Below are 19860 nucleotides of genomic sequence, written 5' to 3' on the forward strand. Positions count from 1 at the left end.
CATGGGGGTCGTCTACCGGGGCAGATCGCGCTCGGGCCGGGACGTCGCCGTCAAGGTGGTGCACGCCCAGTACGCCACGGACGCCGTGTTCCGCAGCCGGTTCCGGCAGGAGATCGAGGCCGTCCGCAGGGTGAGCGGCGCCTTCACCGCGCCGGTGGTGGACGCCGACCCGGAGGCGGCGCGGCCCTGGATGGCGACCCAGTACGTGCCGGGGAGGTCGCTCGCCCAGCAGATCCGCGAACAGGGCCCGCTGCGGGGCGCCGAGCTGCGGCGGCTGGCACTGGGCCTGGTGGAGGCGTTGCGGGACATCCACCGGGCCGGGGTCGTGCACCGGGACCTGAAGCCGGCGAACGTCCTGATGGCCGAGGACGGGCCCCGCGTCATCGACTTCGGCATCTCCCGCGCGGTCGAGAACCACAACACCCTGACCGAGACGGGGCAGATGATCGGCACCCCGCCCTTCATGTCCCCGGAGCAGTTCACCGACCCCCGCACGGTCGGCCCCGCCTCGGACGTCTTCTCGCTCGGGGCGTTGCTGGTGTTCGCCGTCACCGGGCGCGGGCCCTTCGACGCCGACAGCCCCTATCTGACCGCCTTCCGGGTCGTCCACGAGACGCCCGTGCTGGACGGCGTGCCCCAGCCGCTGCGCGCGGTCCTGGAGCGCTGCCTGACCAAGGAGGCCGCCGACCGGCTCGAACTCGACGAACTGGCCCAGGAGTTCGCGGACGCCCTGCCCGAACCGGACCCCGGTGACCCGCTCACGGTGACCCTGCGCGCGGACGTGCTGCGGACCGTCGAGGAGACCTCCTCCGGGGCCGACCCGGCGGCGGTGACGAAGCCCCCGCGCATCCGCCGGCCGGGCCGCCGTGTGCGCCCGCTGCTGGCGACGGCCGGCACGGTGGGCGCGCTCACCCTGGGGATGCTGTGGTACATGCGGTTCGGGCCGGGATTCGCGGACGCGGACAGCCCCCGAACGGCGAACTCCTCGACCGCGACCTCCCGGTGGGCGGCGGTCCCCACCGGCTTCAAGCCCTGGCAGACGACGGTGTTCAAGACGGCGCAGCGGGGCGAGGTCCAGCCGCTGGAGGAGGGGAGCGCCGACCCGGGCGACGCCACCTGCCAGAGGTACGAGAACGCGGTCTACTGCGCGGGCAACTCCATCCTTCCGGTACGACTGGACGGCCGTACCGGCAAGACCGTCTGGCGCTCCTCCATCGCGTCCGCCGACGCCGCCGCGACGCTGAACAACTTCACGCTCCTCGGCGTGCGGGACGGCGCGGTGCTCGTCCGGCAGGCCGTCTACGAGGGCTCCGAGAACGGCCCGGTCAGCATCGTCGCCCTCGACGCCGAGAGCGGCGAGCAGCTGTGGACCCGCAAGACGGACGACACGAGCGTCGACCTGGGCCTGTCCGGCGACCTCGTCCTGACCGCCGACCCCACCGGCCGGCTGGTGACGGCCCGTTCCCCGCGCACCGGCGTCGACCGGTGGACCGTACAAGTGCCCGCCGACGACTACTGCCAGTTCCTGACGGTCGGCTCCCGCCTGTACGAGCACTGCTTCCCGGACGACGAGACACAGGCCGCCGAGGTCCGGGAGCTGAACCGGACCGACGGGTCGGTGGTCAAGCGTCTGAAGACCCCGAACGCGAGCGGTCTGCTCGGCGCCGTCGACGGCCGGCCGGCCTTCGTGGTCGGGGGCACCACCGGCCCGGCGCGCCCCGAGGACCTGACCTTCGGCAAGATCCTGCTGGTCGACCCGGACACCGGCGCCGGCACCACGACGAAGCTGGCGAAGAACTACGAGGGCTCGGTGACGCTTGCCGCCGACACGCTGTGGATCACCGGGGCCGACGGCCAGGTGACCGCCGTGTCCCCGCTGACCGGCAAACAGCTGTGGCAGACCCGGACCGGTGCCGAGGGCTCGGGTCAGCCCACGTACGACGCCCGCACCCGCACCCTGTACGTGGCCGGCACCAGCGGCCGGGTCGCGGCCCTCGACGCACGCAAGGGCACGCTGCTGTGGGAGACGGGCACGCACGCCGAGCGGCTCGCGAGCGGCGACGTGATCAAGTCCGAGGCACTGCCGTACGGCGGCGCGCTGCTCGTGAGCACCCCGGACGGCACCGTCTTCGGCCTCGACCCCGCCCACCCCGGGCGGAAGCCCGCCTCGGGGTGAGCGCACGGCACAGGGGGACTACGGCAGCGCCAGCATCCGCTCCAGCGCCAGCTTCGCGAACGCCTCCGTCTCCTTGTCGACCTGGATGCGGTTGACGAGGTTGCCCTCGGCGAGGGACTCCAGGGCCCACACCAGGTGCGGGAGGTCGATGCGGTTCATGGTCGAGCAGAAGCACACCGTCTTGTCGAGGAACACGATCTCCTTGCCCTCGGGCGCGAAACGATTCGCCAGCCGCCGGACCAGGTTCAGCTCCGTGCCGATGGCCCACTTGGACCCGGGGGGAGCGGCCTCCAGGGCCTTGATGATGTACTCCGTCGAGCCGACGTAGTCCGCGGCGGCCACGACCTCGTGCTTGCACTCGGGGTGCACCAGGACGTTCACGCCGGGGATCCGGGCCCGTACGTCCTCGACCGACTCCAGCGAGAAGCGGCCGTGCACCGAGCAGTGCCCGCGCCACAGGATCATCTTCGCGTCCCGCAGCTGCTCGGCGGTCAGCCCGCCGTTCGGCTTGTGCGGGTTGTAGACGACGCAGTCCTCCAGCGTCATCCCCATGTCCCGCACGGCGGTGTTGCGCCCGAGGTGCTGGTCGGGGAGGAAGAGGACCTTCTCGCCCTGCTCGAAGGCCCACTCGAGAGCCTTCTTGGCATTGGACGACGTGCAGATCGTGCCGCCGTGCTTCCCCGTGAACGCCTTGATGTCCGCCGAGGAGTTCATGTACGAGACGGGCACGACCTGCTCGGCCACGCCGGCCTCGGTCAGGACGTCCCAGCACTCGGCGACCTGCTCGGCCGTCGCCATGTCGGCCATGGAGCAGCCGGCGGCCAGGTCGGGGAGGACCACCTTCTGGTCGTCGGACGTCAGGATGTCCGCCGACTCCGCCATGAAGTGGACACCGCAGAACACGATGTACTCCGCCTCCGGGCGCGCCGCCGCGTCCCGGGCCAGCTTGAACGAGTCACCCGTGACGTCGGCGAACTGGATGACCTCGTCGCGCTGGTAGTGGTGGCCGAGCACGAAGACCTTGTCCCCGAGCTTGGCCTTGGCCGCGCGGGCACGCTCCACCAGGTCGGGGTCGGAGGGGGAGGGCAGGTCGCCGGGGCACTCGACTCCGCGCTCGCTCCTGGGGTCGGCCTCACGGCCGAGCAGCAGCAGGGCGAGGGGCGTCGGCTGTACGTCGAGCTCCTGGGTCTGGGCGGTGGTCACGGCACGCACCCTTTCTTTTCTGCGGCTCGCCGGCCCGGAGAATCCGGACCGGCGGGACATGCGGGACACCGTTACGGCTTTTCGTCGAATTGACGTTATCTATCATAACCGCTTCACGTCACTTTGACGACGGCCATAGCGTCGATGTGACGTGAATCCCGGCGACCGCCGCGGCGACCCGTCCACAGGGCGATGTCCGCTCCGCGGCCCATGTGCGAGCATGAAGAGAGACGCGAAGGATCCGCTCGGCCCGGAATGAATCCGCGGCCCTGCCGGTTGGACACGTCGGCAAGCAGTCTCCGTACAACCCGGGAGCGATGTAGATGTCCGTATCGGACGAGTCCACCACCGTCACCGACGGCATCGTCCTGTCCGACGCCGCCGCGGCGAAGGTCAAGGCCCTGCTCGACCAGGAAGGCCGTGACGATCTGGCGCTGCGTGTCGCCGTTCAGCCCGGCGGCTGCTCCGGCCTGCGCTACCAGCTCTTCTTCGACGAGCGTTCCCTCGACGGCGATGTCGTCAAGGACTTCGGCGGGGTCAAGGTCGTCACCGACCGTATGAGCGCTCCCTACCTGGGCGGCGCCTCCATCGACTTCGTCGACACCATCGAGAAGCAGGGCTTCACGATCGACAACCCGAACGCGACGGGTTCCTGCGCCTGCGGCGACTCCTTCAACTGAGCCGCCACCCTTTCGGCGCACGCGGCGCGTGCTTGGCGCGTAGGAAGGCGGCGTCCCCCTCCGAGGGGGACGCCGCCTTCGCGTACGTGACGGTGAACAGCTTCCGTGACGGGTGGACTACCTCCGTGACGGTGAACTACTTCGCGTTCGGGGCCCGGTCGGCGAGGTTCCCCTCCTTGACCTCCTTGCCGTTCGTGCCCACGACCTCCCGGTCACCGAGCGGCTCGTCCAGCTGCACCGTGCGCTCCAGGGCCTTGGCGATCAGGATGCACACCTTGCCGGACGGCTTCTCGGTCACGGTGACCGTCACCTTGCCGTTCTCCTCGTCCGCCGAGGCCGAGTACTCGCTGCACATCCCGCCCCAGAAGCTCACGGTCAGCTTCTTGCCCTGCGCCGTGTAGCCCTCGACCTTGACGTCGCGCTCCTTGGGCGCCGAGCCCGAGGGCTCGTCCGGGTCGACCGGCGACGGCGTGACCGACGACGGCGGCTCGGGCGTGGTCAGGTACGCCGGGTCGACCGCCGGGTGCGTCACGGTGAAGCCCGCGGCGGCCCCCTCCGGCCGTACCTGGAACAGCCAGGACGGCACCAGCACCTGCTCGCCCTCGGTGAAGCGCGCGGCCAGCCCGAAGGCGGCGTCCTCGACGGTGACCGACGCAGGAGCCGGAGCCTCGGTCGCCGCCTCGCAGCGCGTCTCGTCCTTGTCCTTCAGCGGTACGGGGCTGGGGCAGCCGCCGGGGCCCTTGCGGCCGCCGCCGGTGGCCTCACCCGATCCGTTCATCAGGTCCAGCGCCTTGTCCGCGCCGATCACGGGGTACGTGTCCCCCTTGGCCGGGGCCTTCAGGTTGCCGCTTCCGCCGATCACCTGACCGTCGGCGCCGACCTGGACGCCGGTCGTCCAGCCGTACGTGGGCAGCCCGCCGATCTCGGGATCGGCGTTCACCGTCCTGACGGCGCCCGCGACCTGGGTGGCGTCCAGCTTGGCCGTGTCCTGGCCGACGGCCTTCAGCACCGGGGCGGCCGCCTCCTTCGCCACGGCCTCGGCGACCGGGGCACCCCCGGCCGCGCTGCCCGAGGCGCAGACGTCAACCTTCTGGCAGTTGTCCGTGCCGGGTGCGTACCGGCTGAAGGTCCAGGTGCCCGGCGCGTCCTTGTTCACCTGGAGGCTGGGCCCGGAGCCGTCGTTCGAAGCGCCCACCTTCCAGGTGTCGCCCTCGACCTTGGGGGTTCCCTCCACACCGAGGGCCTTCGCGAGCCGGGCCACCTCGGCCGAGGTCACGTCACCGGTCGACCGGTACACGGGCGCGGAGTCCGGACCGTCGGGCAGGTCGCCGTCGGCGCGGTAGGTCACGCCGTTGGGGTTGGGCTCGCCGGGGGCGATCCCGTTCGTACCGCCCTCGGTGTGGCCGTCGAGGGCCAGCGGCGGGGGAGTGCCGTCGCCCGCCGGGGCGCCCGAGCCGGAGCCGCTGCCGCCGGAACCGCTGGTGGCGCTCGTGGCGAGGTAGGCCCCGCCACCTCCGACGAGCAGCACCGCGGCCGCCACGGACGCGACGAGAACGGAGGAACGCCCACGCCGGGCCTTGGGCGCCGCGCCACCGTGCCCGCCGCCTCCGACGGCCTCGGGGCTCACGTCGCTGCCGGTGGGCGAGGGGTCGTCCGGAGGCACGGCCGCCTCGGACCGCGCGGAGGCCTCGGGCCTTGCAGGCTCATTCGGGCCAGCGGGCTCCTCGGGTTGCGCGGGCTCCTCGGCCCGTGTGGGCTCATTCGGGTCGGCAGGCTCCTCGGCCCGTGCGGGCTCCCCGGGCTCCCCAGGCTGTGCGGGCTCCTCGGCCCGTGTGGGTACCTCGGCCCGTGTGGGCTCATTCGGGTCGGCAGGCTCCTCGGGCCCGCTGGGCTCTTCGGTGCCTGCGGAACTCGTGGCGCTGTGTGGGTCGGGGCTCTCGGTCTTCTCGGGCCCATCGGTACCCTCGGGCTTCTTGGCCCTCTCGGGCTTCTTGGCCCTCTCGGGCCCGTCGACGCCCTCGGCCCCTCCCGGCCTCACCGTGTCGGCGGGTCCTTCGGAGCCCACTGCTCCCTCGGCGTCGGCGGCGCCCCCTTCGGAAGCCGCGGCGCTCTCGGGGCGTGCGGGTTCCGCGGAGTCTTCGGGGCTCGCCGCGCCTTCGGCGCCCACAGGGCCTGCGACTCCCCCGGCGCTCGCGGTGTCCTCCCGGTTCGCGCCACTCTCGGCACCCTGGGGGTCCTCCGCGTCGGGTATCGCGTCGTTGTCGGGTCGCTCGGTGCTCACCGCATCGCTCCTTCAGCTCCACAGCTGTCCTGGTGACCCGGTCCTGCCAGGAAGGAGGGGCATGGAAGGGTCGTATACCGGATCCCCTTTACGGGGGACAGCGATGGGACGCGGCGGGGGAGCGCGCGGTTCCCCGTTCAGGCGCCCTCTTGGTCATCGAGCGGTCATCGACCGGGATCGCGTGCCGTCGAGGGCGCCGGACGGGCTTGGCCGCCCTGGCGACTCAGTCGCCGTAGTCGGACATCGCGTCGACGAGGCGGGCCGACGCCGGGGACACCTTCACACCGTGGATGAGTGACGGGGACACGGGGAGGGCAATGATCCGGTCGGGAGCCGCCCAGTGCGGCACCATCCGGGCGCAGTCGCCGCGCAGCGCCGCCAGACCGCCTTCCTGGTCGAGCGGGGCGGAACTGTGGACCTTGCGGTCCTTGAGGTTCGTCATACCGGAACCGTATGCACCGCCAGAGCCACGTCAAAAGACCTACTATCGGGTAGTTTTTCCTGCTCCGGTGCTGCTTCAGTGCGAGCGGGCGACCCGATAGCGTGAACTGTCAATCCCCTCCCGTCGCAGGAGCGTGTCCTAGCCGTGCGTATCGCAGTCACCGGCTCCATCGCCAACGACCACCTCATGACCTTCCCCGGCCGTTTCGCGGACCAGCTCGTCGCGGACCAGCTGCACACGGTCTCCCTCTCCTTCCTGGTCGACAAACTCGACGTCCGCAGGGGAGGAGTCGGCGCGAACATCGCCTTCGGCATGGGGCAGCTGGGCACGAAGCCGATCCTCGTCGGCGCGGCGGGCCAGGACTTCGACGAGTACCGGGCATGGCTGGACCGGCACGGCGTCGACACGTCCTCCGTGCGCATCTCCGAGACGCTGCACACGGCCCGCTTCGTGTGCACCACGGACGCCGACCACAACCAGATCGGCTCCTTCTACACCGGCGCCATGAGCGAGGCCCGCCTCATCGAGCTCAAGACCGTCGCGGACCGCGTCGGCGGCCTCGACCTCGTCTCCATCGGCGCGGACGACCCGGAGGCGATGCTGCGCCACACCGAGGAGTGCCGCTCCCGGGGCATCCCCTTCGCCGCGGACTTCTCCCAGCAGATCGCGCGCATGGACGGCGACGAGATCCGCATACTGCTGGACGGCGCGGCCTACCTCTTCTCGAACGAGTACGAGAAGGGGCTCATCGAGTCCAAGACGGGCTGGACCGACGCCGAGATCCTCTCCAAGGTCGGCCACCGTGTGACCACCCTCGGCGCGCGGGGCGTGCGTGTCGAGCGGGCCGACGAGGCGCCGATCGAGGTCGGCTGCCCGGACGAGGAGCGCAAGGCCGACCCGACGGGTGTCGGCGACGCCTTCCGCGCGGGCTTCCTCTCCGGACTCGCCTGGGGCGTCGACCTGGAGCGCGCGGCCCAGGTCGGCTGCATGCTCGCCACGCTCGTCATCGAGACGGTCGGCACCCAGGAGTACCAGTTGCGCCGTGCTCACTTCATGGAGCGCTTCACCAAGGCGTACGGGGACGCTGCCGCTGAGGAAGTGCGGGGTCACTTGGGCTGAGCTGGGCTGGTTGCGACTGGTCGTCTGCCCCGGCGGGTCCGTTGTCGACTGCGGGTCCGTTGGGGCTGGTCGCGCAGTTCCCCGCGCCCCTAAAAGCCGTGCAGTGACCCTTGGACAGGTCAAGTCACCCGGCGGACAATGTATGCCCTGCCTTGGTCCGCCGGTTCCTCGCCCACGTACTCCTGGCCCCTCATCTCGCACCACGCCGGGATGTCCAGGCGGGCGGCCTCGTCGTCCGACAGTACGCGGACCGTGCCGCCCACCGGGACGTCCCCGATGACCTTGGCCAGCTCGATGACGGGGATCGGGCAGCGTTTGCCGAGGGAGTCCACGACGAGGGTGTCCTCCCGCACGGTCGCCGTGGGGGCCGTGGCGGGCGCGCCCAGTTTCTCGCGGACCGTCGACACCGCGCCCGGCAGCACGTCGAGGAACCGCTCGACGTCCTCCTCCGCCACCCCTGCCGGCAGCGACACCCGGACGTTGCCCTCGCTCAGCACCCCCATCGCCCTGAGCACATGGCTCGGCGTCAACGTACTGCTCGTACAGGACGAACCGGACGAGACCGAGAAGCCGGCCCGGTCCAACTCGTGCAGCAGTGTCTCTCCGTCGACATAGAGACAGGAGAAGGTGACCACGCCGGGCAGCCGGCGCACCGGATCCCCCACCACCTCCACATCCGGCACCGACGCCGACACCCGCGCCCGGATCCGCTCGGTCAACTCCCGCAGCCGTACCGCCTCCTGGGTCGCCTCGGCCCGTACGGCCCGCAGGGAGGCCGCCGCCGCCACGATCGCGGGGACGTTCTCGAACCCGGCCGCCCGACCCGACTCCCGCTCGTCCACCGGGCCCTGGGGCGCGAACCGCGCCCCTTTCCGTACGACGAGCAGCCCGACGCCCGACGGCCCACCCCATTTGTGGGCGCTCGCCGTCAACAAGGACCAGTCACCCTCCACGGGCCCCCACGCCAGCGACTGCGCCGCGTCCACCAGCAACGGCACCCCCGCGTCACGGCACACCGACGCGACCTCGGCCACCGGCTGCTCCGTACCCACCTCGTGGTTGGCCGACTGCAGGCAGGCCAGGGCGGTGTCGGGACGCAGGGCGGCGGCGTACGCGTCCGCGGTCACGGCCCCCGACCGGTCGACGCCGACCCGCGTCACGGTCCCGCCCCCCGCCTCGTGGACCTCCGCGGCATGCAGCACCGAAGAGTGTTCGACCGCCGACACGATCAGGTGTCCCCCGATCCGGCGACGCCCCGCCAGCGCCCCCGCGATCCCGGAGTGCACGGCCCGCGTACCGGAAGAGGTGAACACCAGTTCATCGGGACGGCACCCGACAGCCTCCGCGGCCGCCTCCCGCGCCGCGTCCAGCAACAGCCGGGCCCGCCGCCCCTCCCGATAGAGACGAGCGGGATCGGCCCACCCCTCGTCGAGCGAGGCCTGAAGCGCCTGCCGGGCAACGGGATGAAGAGGAGCAGCGGAAGCAGAGTCGAAGTAACCCACAGAGCAACGCTAGTCCTCCGGCCGTGGGCAGCGCCCCTTCAGGGGCGCGGGGCTGTATCGACTTGCGGCTCCGCCGCGTGGGCGCGAGCAACCACGAACAACCCGCAGTTGACCGAGAACCCCCAGTCCCCACCAGTCCCCGGCTTAACCCAGCGGAGCGCCCGGGTAGTCTCCCCGGCATGCTGCGCTTCCCCGGACAGGGCCCCCGCAACCCCGACGACGTGGTCATCGGCCCCCTGGATCTCGCCGCGCGCGTCGACGAGGCGCTCGCCGTGCAGGCCCTGGCCTTCGGGCTCGGCGCCGACGAGGTCGCCGTCCGCCGGCAGATCGTCCTGAGGCACCTGAGCTACCCGGGAGCCCGCGCGCTGGGCGCCACCACCCCCCACGGCCGCCTCATCGGCTTCGTCTACGGCATGCCCAACGACCGTACGCACTGGTGGTCCACCGTCGTCGAGCCGTATCTGCGCGCCCGCGACAACGAGGCATGGCTCGACGACTCCTTCGTGATCACCGAACTGCACGTCCACCCGCACTACCAGAACCACGGCATCGGCCGGTCCCTGATCACCACCATCACGGACGACGCCGCCGAACCCCGCTCGATCCTCTCCGCGATCGACACCGACAGCCCGGCCCGCGGCCTCTACCACGCCCTCGGCTACGAGGACCTGGCCCGCCAGGTGCTGTTCCCGAGCGCCCCGAAGCCGTACGCCGTGATGGGCGCCCCTCTGCCCCTGCGCCGCCGCTAGACAGGGCCCCTGCGGGTACCCGGCCAATTTCCACCGGGAAGGACAGCCCGGCTAACCTCCTAGCCATCATCCTTACGCAGCAGGAGTACGAGCATCATGGCGAACGCACCGGTCCAGCGCATGTCCCAGTTGATGGCGAAGACGTTGCGCGACGACCCCGCGGACGCCGAGGTCCTCAGCCACAAGCTGCTGGTCCGCGCGGGCTACGTCCGCCGCACCGCGGCGGGCATCTGGTCCTGGCTGCCGCTCGGCAAGAAGGTCCTCGCCAACGTGGAGCGGATCGTCCGCGAGGAGATGGACGCGATCGGCGCCCAGGAGGTCATGCTGCCCGCGCTGCTGCCGAGGGAGCCGTACGAGGCGACCGGCCGCTGGAGCGAGTACGGCCAGGAGCTCTTCCGCCTCCACGACCGCAAGGGCGGTGACTACCTCCTCGGCCCGACCCACGAGGAGATCTTCACCCTGCTCGTGAAGGACCAGGCGTCCTCCTACAAGGACCTGCCGGTGATCCTCTACCAGATCCAGACGAAGTTCCGGGACGAGGCCCGCCCGCGCGCCGGCATCCTGCGCGGCCGCGAGTTCCTGATGAAGGACTCCTACTCCTTCGACACCGAGGACGAGGGCCTCGCCCAGTCCTACGACCTGCACCGCCAGGCCTACCAGAAGGTCTTCGAGCGCCTCGGCCTCGACTACCGCATCTGCGCCGCCACCGCCGGCGCCATGGGCGGCTCCAAGTCCGAGGAGTTCCTCGCTCCGGCCGCCGCCGGCGAGGACACCTTCGCGGACTGCCCTGCTTGCGACTTCGCGGCCAACACCGAGGCGATCTCGTACGAGTTGAAGCCGGTGGACGCGGCGGACGTGCCGGCCGCCGAGGACATCCCCACCCCTGACACCCCGACCATCGAGACACTCGCCGCCTCGCTCGGTGTCCCGGCCTCCGCCACCCTCAAGAACCTCCTCGTGAAGGTGGACGGCGAGATCGTCGCCGTCGGCGTCCCCGGCGACCGCGAGGTCGACATGGACAAGGTCGAGGCGCACTTCTCCCCGGCGACCGTCGAACTGGTCACCGCCGAGGACTTCGTGGGCCGCCCGGACCTGGTCCGCGGCTACGTCGGTCCGCAGGGCCTGGGCGACAAGGTCACGTACATCGCCGACCCGCGTGTCGCACCCGGCACGGCCTGGATCACCGGCGCCAACAAGGAGCACACGCACGCCAAGAACGTCGTCGCGGGCCGTGACTTCGAGGTCGACGCCTACGTCGACGTCGTGGTCGTCCAGGAGGGCGACCCGTGCCCGAACTGCGGCACCGGCCTGGTGCTCGACCGCGCCATCGAGATCGGCCACATCTTCCAGCTCGGTCGCAAGTACGCCGACGCCCTCAAGCTCGACGTCCTCGGCCAGAACGGCAAGCCCGTCCGCGTCACCATGGGCTCGTACGGCATCGGCGTCTCGCGCGCGGTCGCGGCCCTCGCCGAGCAGAGCGCCGACGACAAGGGCCTGTGCTGGCCGGCCGAGGTCGCCCCGGCCGACGTCCACGTGGTCGCCGCGGGCAAGGCCCTGCAGATCGAGCTGGCCCTCGACGTCTCCGAGAAGCTGCGCGAGGCCGGCCTCCGCGTCCTGGTGGACGACCGGGCCGGTGTCTCCCCGGGCGTGAAGTTCACCGACTCCGAACTCATCGGTGTCCCGCGGATCCTGGTGGCCGGCCGCCGCTCCGCCGAGGGCGTGCTGGAGCTCAAGGACCGGAAGACCGGTGAGCGCGAGGAGCTGACGGTCGACGAGGCGATCGCGCGCCTGACGGCGTAACGACACCTGACAGGAGGCCGGTCGGAGGCGCACCGCACCAAGCGCCCCACCGGCCGCCCGGCGTGACGGCATCTCTCGCCGGAGAGACTTGTCCGGGGCTGCTCGCCGAGCACATCACGCTCGACCAGTGGGGCTACCCGGTCGTCGGCGAGGGCCCGGTCCCACGCGCCGCCGCGCGACGAGCCCGCCGCGCCGGGACCGACTGCCCGGCCCTGGCACTCGAACCGGCCTCGCGGCACAGCCGTGGGGCAGCCGGCAGATCCGTTCCTCTCGCAGACGTCCGCCTCACAGGCGTCCGCCTCACAACCACCCCGCGAACTCCAGCAACAGCTCCGCGTCCTGCGCCCGCCCCACCCGACGCGCCCGCACCCCCGACTCGACGGCCCGGAACAGCGTCCACCCCCGCAACCGCTCCTGGTCCACGTCCAGGGACTCGGCCAGCCGCTTCACCCGGCGCCGGGTGGTGGCCGACCCGGAGGGGGAGGCGATCACGTCCTCCACACGGTCCCGTACCAGCCGGGCCAGGTCGAAGGCGCACTCGCCGACCACCGGGTCGGGCCCGACGGCCAGCCACGGCATCCGCTCACCGGCGAGCACCTTGCTCTGCCGGAAGGTCCCGTGCAGCAGCCGCTCCTCGGGCGGCGCGGCGAGCAGTTCCTCCCGCGCGGCGAGCGCGGCGTCGACGAGCGCCGCGACGTCCCTGTCGGCGGCGGCGCTCGCCCGCATCGCCTCGGCCTGCCGCCCGGTCCGCTCGGCCACGGTCTCGAAGAGGTGCCCGTCCCCGTCCGGCGGCTCGACCCACAGCCGCCGCAGCACGCCCGTCGCCTCCAGCAGCGCCTTCGCCTCGGGCAGGGACCGCACGGACAGGTCGGGGTGCAGCCGCTCCAGCAGCAGGACGCCCGGTGTGTCCCCGGGGTTGAGGAGCCGCACCGCGCCCCGCCCGTCCCAGTGGCCGAGGGCCGCCCGCTCGCTCTCGGGCCGGGCCCGGTGCGGCGCCAGCTTCAGCACGGCGGGCGTTCCGTCGTACTGCCGCACCAGTACCACGAGGCTGCTGCGCCCGCCGGGTGCCTGCACCCGTTCGACGGTCAACTCGCGTAGCGCGACGGCCTCCTGGACGAGCTCGGGCAGCTCCTCCAGCCAGTCGCCGGCGCCGTCGGCCCCGTTCTGCCGCGCCTCGGCGAGTGCCCGCACGAGGCGCGGCGGCGGTTCGAAAGCCATGCGAGCCATGTGCGAGTCGTTCCCTTCCCAGGTCGCGTTCAGGTGCGCGGTGCCGCCGACGGGGTCGGGCCGGCCGCCCGCTCGGCGAGACCAGGGAAGGCTACGCTGCCGCCCCGCCACCGGACCGCCCGCACCGCCGCCTCCCGCAGCGCCTGGGCGGCGGTACGTCTCCGGTCGCCCTCACAGGCCCGTACGAGATCGGAGTACACGCCGGCCACCCGCTCCTCCAGTTCGGCGGCGAGCTGTATGGCGGAGCCGGAATCCCGCACGGGGAAGGGCAACGCGTACGCGGCGTCCGCGGCCACGGGCTTCCCGCCCAGGTCCCTTATGGCTCGCGCGAGTTCGTCGCGCCGGGCGCGGTGGGCGTCGTAACCGTCCCTGGTCTCCTCCCGCCTCGCCTCGCCGATGTTCCCGCCGACCACCCCGTACCCGTACACGGCGGCGTGCTCGGCCCTCAGGGCTGCCTGCAGTGCCCTGAGCTCGTCGGCCTTCGCCGCCTTACGGCCCGTGCCGGCCATCCGTCTCACTTCGCACCCTCCGTCAACAGGAACACGTGCCCCGCCCCGGCCGCGGCCACGGACGCCATCAGCCGGGCCAGTTCGCCCGGTACTTCCACCAGAGCCTTCGTACGGCGGTCCACGAGCTGCTTCTCGGCCGCGGCCAACTCGGCGAGCGCGGCGTTCTCGTCGGCGGGAACGGGAGAGGGACTCGCCGACGCAGACGGCGGCTCAGACGGCTCAGACGGCTTTGATGACTTCGGCGGCTTCGAGGACTTCGAGGCCGACACGCCGCCCCCGAACGCCTTCGCGTGCCGGACGACCTCCGCCCGCAGCGGCTCCAACCGCCCCAACAGCGCCGGGTGGGCGGTGATCACGGCGGCGTACCGCTCGGCGAGCGCCTCACTGTCCCGCGCCACGCGCGCGCGTGCCCGGTCGGCGGCCGACGGGCCGTCCCCGGTGGTGCCCGAGTCGGACCCGGGCGAGCATCCCACGAGCAGAACCGCGCCCGCGGCCCCGGTGAGCAGGCTCCTTCTGCGCGGCCCGGCAGACGGGGTGCGCGAGGGCAGGGTGAACGGCACGGCAGACGTCCTCGGAAGGGTCGTACGAACAAGAGAGCGGCGTGATCACGTTACCCGCGCACCCCCCAAACACACGCGACCGCCTCGACCAAGCGCCCCGTAAGGGGCGCGGGGAACTGCGCGACAAGCCACAACCAACCCGCAGCCGCCAACAAACCCAAACCAACCAAGCTCAGACGCGACCCCACCCAACCGCCGGAGGCAAGCGGCATGGACGGCAACACACCTCGGGAACCGATACCCTTTGACCTGACACGCGACCTTCCCACAACAGCACACGCGGCCGAGGAGTCACCCGGATGAGCACCACCCAGAGCGAGAGGCTGCGAGAACTTCTGGAACCGCTCGTACGCTCCCAGGGCCTGGATCTCGAAGAGATCGCACTGGACTCCGTCGGACGCAAGCGTGTGCTGCGTGTCGTCGTCGACTCGGACTCGGGCGCCGATCTGGACGCCGTGGCCGATGTGAGCCGGGCGCTCTCGGCGAAGCTCGACGAGACGGACGCGATGGGCCAGGGGGCGTACGACCTGGAGGTCGGCACCCCGGGCGCCGAACGCGCCCTCACCGAGCACCGGCACTACGTACGTGCCACGGAGCGCCTGGTGAAGTTCCAGCTCCACGAGGACGGCGAACTCGTCGCCCGCATCCTGGCCGTGGACGAGGACGGTCTCGACGTCGAAGTCCCCGGAGTCAAGGGCCGCAAGGCCACCACCCGCCGGCTCGCCTTCGCCGACATCGCGAAGGCGCGCGTCCAGGTGGAGTTCAACCGCAAGGACAAGAAGGACATGAAGGAAGAGGAGGAGGCGTAGCCGTGGACATCGACATGAGTGCCCTGCGGGGCTTGGTTCGGGAGAAGGAGATCTCCTTCGACCTGCTGGTCGAGGCGATCGAGTCGGCCCTCCTCATCGCCTACCACCGCACCGAGGGAAGCCGCCGGCACGCGCGCGTGGAGCTCAACCGGGAGACCGGCCATGTGACCGTGTGGGCGAAGGAGGACCCCGAGGACCTGGAGGAGGGGCAGGAGGCCCGCGAGTTCGACGACACCCCGTCGGGCTTCGGGCGCATCGCCGCCACCACCGCCAAGCAGGTCATCCTGCAGCGCCTGCGGGACGCCGAGGACGACGCGACACTCGGTGAGTACGCCGGCCGCGAGGGCGACATCGTGACCGGTGTCGTCCAGCAGGGCCGCGACCCGAAGAACGTCCTCGTCGACATCGGCAAGCTGGAGGCCATCCTGCCGGTGCAGGAGCAGGTCCCGGGGGAGACGTACCAGCACGGCATGCGGCTTCGTTCGTACGTCGTTCGGGTGGCGAAGGGTGTCCGCGGTCCGTCCGTCACCCTCTCCCGCACACACCCCAATCTGGTGAAGAAGCTCTTCGCGCTCGAAGTGCCGGAGATCGCCGACGGATCCGTCGAGATCGCCGCCATCGCACGCGAGGCCGGGCACCGTACGAAGATCGCGGTCCGGTCCACCCGTTCGGGCCTGAACGCCAAGGGCGCCTGCATCGGTCCCATGGGCGGTCGTGTGCGCAACGTCATGGGCGAGCTGAACGGCGAGAAGATCGACATCGTCGACTGGTCGGACGACCCGGCCGAGATGGTGGCGAACGCGCTGTCCCCGGCCCGGGTCTCCAAGGTCGAGGTCGTCGACATGGCGGCCCGCTCCGCGCGCGTGACCGTTCCCGACTACCAGCTGTCCCTGGCGATCGGCAAAGAGGGGCAGAACGCCCGTCTCGCGGCTCGGCTGACCGGCTGGCGCATCGACATCCGGCCCGACACCGAGCAGCCGTCCGAATAGGGCTTTCCGGGCCACTCCCCGGGTACGTCCCGGGGAGTGGGGAATAGATCCAAGCCGCAGGTCGGTTGGATCACGACAACAGCCGTTCGATTCTTGCCCCAAAGGGGTGAGGTCGGTGCGGGGAGGTAGACTGAGGAGTGTCTGGCCGGACGCGTGCCCGCGTATGCCCTGAGCGCACCTGTGTGGGGTGCCGGGAACGAGCGGCCAAGAACGATCTGTTGCGGATCGTGGCGATCGAGGAACAGTGCGTTCCCGATCCTCGCGGTACGCTGCCCGGCCGGGGTGCATACGTACACCCGGCCCCGGTCTGTCTCGACCAGGCGGTACGCCGCCGGGCGTTCCCGAGGGCGCTGCGCGTCCCGGGGCCGCTCGACATAAAGGCGTTGCGCCGTTACGTCGAGCAGACAGACAGTTGCTGAGCAGTGGTTGTGCTGAGCATGCAACACCGTAAGACGTGTCGTACGGAACCCCGTGCGGCCAGGTACCTCGCGAGTCGGAAGTAGGTCGAGATTGCGATGAGCACTCGATGAGTACGCGATGAGTACGCCCATGAAGTAGCGACGGTCCGGCCGCAACCCGGACCTAAAAGGAGCGAAGTGGCTAAGGTCCGGGTATACGAACTCGCCAAGGAGTTCGGGGTTGAGAGCAAGGTCGTCATGGCCAAGCTCCAGGAACTCGGTGAATTCGTCCGTTCAGCGTCCTCGACGATCGAGGCGCCCGTAGTACGCAAGCTGACTGACGCCCTCCAGCAGGGCAATGGGGGCGCCAAGTCGGCGGCCCCCCGTAAGGCTGCTCCGGCGAGGCCGGCGGCGCCCTCTCCCGCGCAGGCCGCCCGTCCGGCCCCGCGCCCGGGTCCGGCGGCTCCCAAGCCGCCCGCGCCCGAGAAGCCCGCCGCCGAGAGGCCCGCGGCCCCGGCTCCGGGTCCGCGCCCCACGCCCGGCCCGAAGCCCGCGCCGAAGCCCGCCCCGGCGGCTCCGGCTCCGGCCCAGCCGGAGTTCACGGCGCCCCCGTCGCCGCCCGCGGCCCCGAGCCCGCGTCCGGGTGCCCGTCCCGGCCCCGGCGCCCCGAAGCCCGGTGGCGGTCGTCCGTCCGGTGGTCAGGGTCAGGCACCCCGGCCCGGTGGCCAGGGCGGCCAGCGTCCGGGTGGTCAGGGCGCGCCGCGTCCCGGTGCCCGTCCGGCCGGCCCGCGTCCCGGTAACAACCCCTTCACCTCCGGCGGCTCCACCGGCATGGCGCGCCCGCAGGCGCCCCGTCCGGGCGGTGCGCCCCGGCCTGGTGGAGACCGTCCCGGCGGCCCGGGCGGTCAGCGTCCGCAGGGTGCCGGTCAGGGTGGTCCCCGTCCGCAGGGTGCGGCCGGTGGCGGTCCGCGTCCGCAGGCTCCGGGCGGTAACCGTCCGACGCCGGGCGGCATGCCCCGTCCGCAGGGCGGCGGCCCGCGTCCCGGTGGCGGCGGCCCCGGCGGTCCGCGTCCCAACCCCGGCATGATGCCGCAGCGTCCGGCTGCCGGCCCGCGTCCCGGTGGCGGTGGCCCCGGCGGCCGTGGTCCCGGTGGCGGCGGTCGTCCCGGTGGTGGCGGCGGCGGTCGCCCGGGTGGCGGCGGCTTCGCCGGTCGTCCGGGTGGCGGCGGCGGTGGCGGCGGCTTCGCCGGCCGTCCCGGTGGTCCCGGTGGCGGTGGCGGCGGTTTCGCCGGTCGTCCGGGTGGTCCCGGTGGCGGCGGTGGCCGTCCCGGCTTCGGTGGTCGTCCCGGTGGTCCGGGTGGCCGTGGTGGCACGCAGGGCGCCTTCGGTCGTCCCGGCGGTCCCGCGCGTCGTGGTCGCAAGTCGAAGCGGCAGAGGCGCCAGGAGTACGAGGCCATGCAGGCCCCGTCGGTCGGCGGCGTGATGCTGCCTCGCGGCAACGGCGAGACCATTCGCCTGTCGCGCGGTGCGTCGCTCACCGACTTCGCGGAGAAGATCAAGGCCAACCCGGCGTCGCTCGTCGCGGTCATGATGAACCTCGGCGAGATGGTCACCGCGACCCAGTCCGTCTCCGACGAGACGCTCCAGCTCCTCGCGGACGAGATGAACTACACGGTTCAGATCGTCAGCCCGGAGGAGGAGGACCGCGAGCTGCTCGAGTCCTTCGACCTGGAGTTCGGCGAGGACGAGGGCGACGAGGAGGACCTGGTGGTCCGCCCGCCGGTCGTCACCGTCATGGGTCACGTCGACCACGGTAAGACCCGACTGCTCGACGCCATCCGCAAGACGAACGTCATCGCGGGCGAGGCCGGCGGCATCACCCAGCACATCGGTGCGTACCAGGTCTCGACCGAGGTCAACGAAGAAGAGCGCAAGATCACCTTCATCGACACCCCGGGTCACGAGGCGTTCACCGCCATGCGTGCCCGTGGTGCGAAGTCGACCGACATCGCGATCCTGGTCGTCGCGGCCAACGACGGCGTCATGCCGCAGACGGTCGAGGCGCTCAACCACGCCAAGGCGGCCGGCGTTCCGATCGTCGTCGCGGTCAACAAGATCGACGTCGAGGGCGCCGACCCGACCAAGGTGCGCGGTCAGCTGACCGAGTACGGCCTCGTGGCCGAGGAGTACGGCGGCGACACGATGTTCGTCGACATCTCCGCCAAGCAGGGTCTGCACATCGACTCGCTGCTGGAAGCGGTCGTCCTGACCGCCGACGCCTCGCTCGACCTGCGGGCCAACCCCACGCAGGACGCGCAGGGCATCTCGATCGAGTCCCGCCTCGACCGCGGCCGCGGTGCCGTGGCGACGGTGCTCGTCCAGCGAGGCACGCTGCGGGTCGGCGAGACGATGGTGGTAGGCGACGCGTACGGCCGTGTCCGGGCGATGCTCGACGACAACGGCAACAACGTGACCGAGGCGGGCCCGTCGACGCCGGTTCAGGTCCTCGGCCTGACCAACGTCCCGGGTGCGGGCGACAACTTCATCGTGGTCGACGAGGACCGTACGGCCCGTCAGATCGCCGAGAAGCGCGCCGCCCGTGAGCGCAACGCCGCGTTCGCCAAGCGCACGCGCCGCGTGTCGCTGGAGGACCTGGACAAGGTGCTGAAGGCCGGCGAGGTCCAGCAGCTGAACCTGATCATCAAGGGCGACGCGTCCGGATCGGTCGAGGCCCTGGAATCCTCCCTGCTCCAGCTCGACGTCGGCGAAGAGGTCGACATCCGAGTCCTGCACCGCGGTGTGGGTGCGGTCACGGAGTCCGACATCGACCTGGCGATGGGCTCGGACGCGATCGTCATCGGCTTCAACGTCCGCGCTGCCGGGCGTGCCCAGCAGATGGCGGAGCGCGAAGGCGTGGACGTCCGCTACTACTCGGTCATCTACCAGGCGATCGAGGAGATCGAGGCGGCCCTCAAGGGCATGCTCAAGCCGGAGTTCGAGGAGGTCGAGCTCGGTACGGCGGAGATCCGCGAGGTCTTCAAGTCGTCCAAGCTGGGCAACATCGCGGGTGTTCTCATCCGCTCCGGCGAGGTCAAGCGGAACACCAAGGCCCGACTGCTGCGCGACGGCAAGGTCATCGCGGAGAACCTCAACATCGAGGGCCTGCGTCGCTTCAAGGACGACGTCACCGAGATCCGCGAAGGGTTCGAGGGCGGTATCAACCTCGGCAACTTCAACGACATCAAGGTCGACGACGTCATCGCGACGTACGAGATGCGCGAGAAGCCGCGGGTGTAAGCCCGTTGCACGAGCCTGGCCGGAGGGGACCCGTCCTCTCCGGCCAGCTCGGCTGCCAGGGGGTTTCTCGCCCCCGCCGCCCCTACCCGTCCCGTCCCTGGGGGCTGCGCCCCCAGACC

16 protein-coding genes are annotated in these 19860 nt (G+C 71.5%); 9 read left to right on the top strand and 7 right to left on the bottom strand.

What is annotated here, in order from left to right:
* A partial coding sequence (locus FNH08_RS20135; RefSeq protein WP_152772888.1) for a protein kinase domain-containing protein occupies positions 1–2176 on the top strand: 2176 nt, incomplete at its 5' end.
* A gap of 18 nt (positions 2177–2194) precedes the next feature.
* On the opposite strand, the gene nadA is transcribed toward FNH08_RS20135, so the two are convergent.
* Positions 2195–3379, bottom strand: coding sequence for a quinolinate synthase NadA (gene nadA, locus FNH08_RS20140; protein ID WP_322724914.1), 1185 nt, complete (start codon positions 3377–3379; stop codon positions 2195–2197).
* Between the two features lie 323 nt (positions 3380–3702).
* Between nadA and FNH08_RS20150 the strand changes: the two genes are divergently transcribed.
* A complete protein-coding gene (locus FNH08_RS20150) occupies positions 3703–4059 on the top strand; it encodes an iron-sulfur cluster assembly accessory protein (protein ID WP_152772891.1) in 357 nt (118 codons plus the stop codon).
* 136 nt (positions 4060–4195) lie between these two features.
* On the opposite strand, the gene FNH08_RS20155 is transcribed toward FNH08_RS20150, so the two are convergent.
* Both FNH08_RS20155 and FNH08_RS20165 read right to left on the bottom strand, forming a co-directional pair.
* A complete protein-coding gene (locus tag FNH08_RS20155; RefSeq protein ID WP_407704415.1) occupies positions 4196–6340 on the bottom strand; it encodes a hypothetical protein in 2145 nt (714 codons plus the stop codon).
* A gap of 223 nt (positions 6341–6563) precedes the next feature.
* A complete protein-coding gene (locus FNH08_RS20165; RefSeq protein WP_152772893.1) occupies positions 6564–6782 on the bottom strand; it encodes a hypothetical protein in 219 nt (72 codons plus the stop codon).
* A gap of 144 nt (positions 6783–6926) precedes the next feature.
* On the opposite strand from FNH08_RS20165, the gene FNH08_RS20170 reads away from it, so the two are divergent.
* Positions 6927–7901 (top strand): carbohydrate kinase family protein, encoded by a 975-nt coding sequence (locus FNH08_RS20170; protein WP_322724915.1) that lies wholly within the window; start codon positions 6927–6929, stop codon positions 7899–7901.
* 119 nt (positions 7902–8020) lie between these two features.
* Here the strand turns inward: FNH08_RS20170 and FNH08_RS20175 are convergent, their stop codons facing one another.
* The gene (locus tag FNH08_RS20175; protein WP_322724917.1) at positions 8021–9403 is read right to left on the bottom strand and encodes a cysteine desulfurase/sulfurtransferase TusA family protein; all 1383 of its coding nucleotides are present in this window, start codon (positions 9401–9403) and stop codon (positions 8021–8023) included.
* Between the two features lie 179 nt (positions 9404–9582).
* On the opposite strand from FNH08_RS20175, the gene FNH08_RS20180 reads away from it, so the two are divergent.
* Together FNH08_RS20180 and FNH08_RS20185 are read left to right on the top strand one after the other, a co-directional pair.
* Positions 9583–10152, top strand: a complete 570-nt coding sequence (locus FNH08_RS20180) for a GNAT family N-acetyltransferase (RefSeq protein WP_152772894.1) — start codon at positions 9583–9585, stop codon at positions 10150–10152.
* A gap of 96 nt (positions 10153–10248) precedes the next feature.
* A complete protein-coding gene (locus FNH08_RS20185) occupies positions 10249–11952 on the top strand; it encodes a proline--tRNA ligase (RefSeq protein WP_152772895.1) in 1704 nt (567 codons plus the stop codon).
* Between the two features lie 300 nt (positions 11953–12252).
* Here FNH08_RS20185 and FNH08_RS20190 read toward each other — a convergent pair whose 3' ends face one another.
* From FNH08_RS20190 to FNH08_RS20200, 3 genes are read right to left on the bottom strand one after another with little or no spacing between them, the layout of a single operon-like run.
* Positions 12253–13170, bottom strand: coding sequence for an aminoglycoside phosphotransferase family protein (locus FNH08_RS20190; RefSeq protein ID WP_152772896.1), 918 nt, complete (start codon positions 13168–13170; stop codon positions 12253–12255).
* 38 nt (positions 13171–13208) lie between these two features.
* Positions 13209–13688 (bottom strand): ferritin-like domain-containing protein, encoded by a 480-nt coding sequence (locus FNH08_RS20195; protein WP_152772900.1) that lies wholly within the window; start codon positions 13686–13688, stop codon positions 13209–13211.
* Between the two features lie 5 nt (positions 13689–13693).
* Positions 13694–14248 (bottom strand): hypothetical protein, encoded by a 555-nt coding sequence (locus FNH08_RS20200; protein WP_322724919.1) that lies wholly within the window; start codon positions 14246–14248, stop codon positions 13694–13696.
* Positions 14249–14547: 299 nt separating this feature from the next.
* Here FNH08_RS20200 and rimP point away from each other — a divergent pair, with 299 nt between their 5' ends.
* The 4 genes from rimP (at position 14548) to infB (ending at position 19741) form a co-directional block, all read left to right on the top strand.
* Entirely contained in the window at positions 14548–15057 is a 510-nt protein-coding gene (gene rimP / locus FNH08_RS20205; RefSeq protein ID WP_152772897.1) for a ribosome maturation factor RimP, read from the top strand.
* Between the two features lie 2 nt (positions 15058–15059).
* Complete coding sequence (nusA, locus tag FNH08_RS20210) at positions 15060–16046, top strand: transcription termination factor NusA (protein ID WP_322724921.1); 987 nt, start codon at positions 15060–15062, stop codon at positions 16044–16046.
* A 137-nt stretch (positions 16047–16183) separates the two neighbouring features.
* On the top strand, positions 16184–16465 hold the full coding sequence (locus FNH08_RS20215; protein WP_322724923.1) for a YlxR family protein: 282 nt from the start codon (positions 16184–16186) through the stop codon (positions 16463–16465).
* A 177-nt stretch (positions 16466–16642) separates the two neighbouring features.
* Positions 16643–19741: a translation initiation factor IF-2 gene (gene infB, locus FNH08_RS20220; protein WP_322724924.1), complete on the top strand. Its 3099-nt coding sequence runs from the start codon at positions 16643–16645 to the stop codon at positions 19739–19741.
* Positions 19742–19860 lie beyond the last annotated feature (119 nt).

Source organism: Streptomyces spongiae, from assembly GCF_009377185.1.
In the GTDB taxonomy this organism is placed as follows: Bacteria; Actinomycetota; Actinomycetes; order Streptomycetales; family Streptomycetaceae; genus Streptomyces; species Streptomyces spongiae.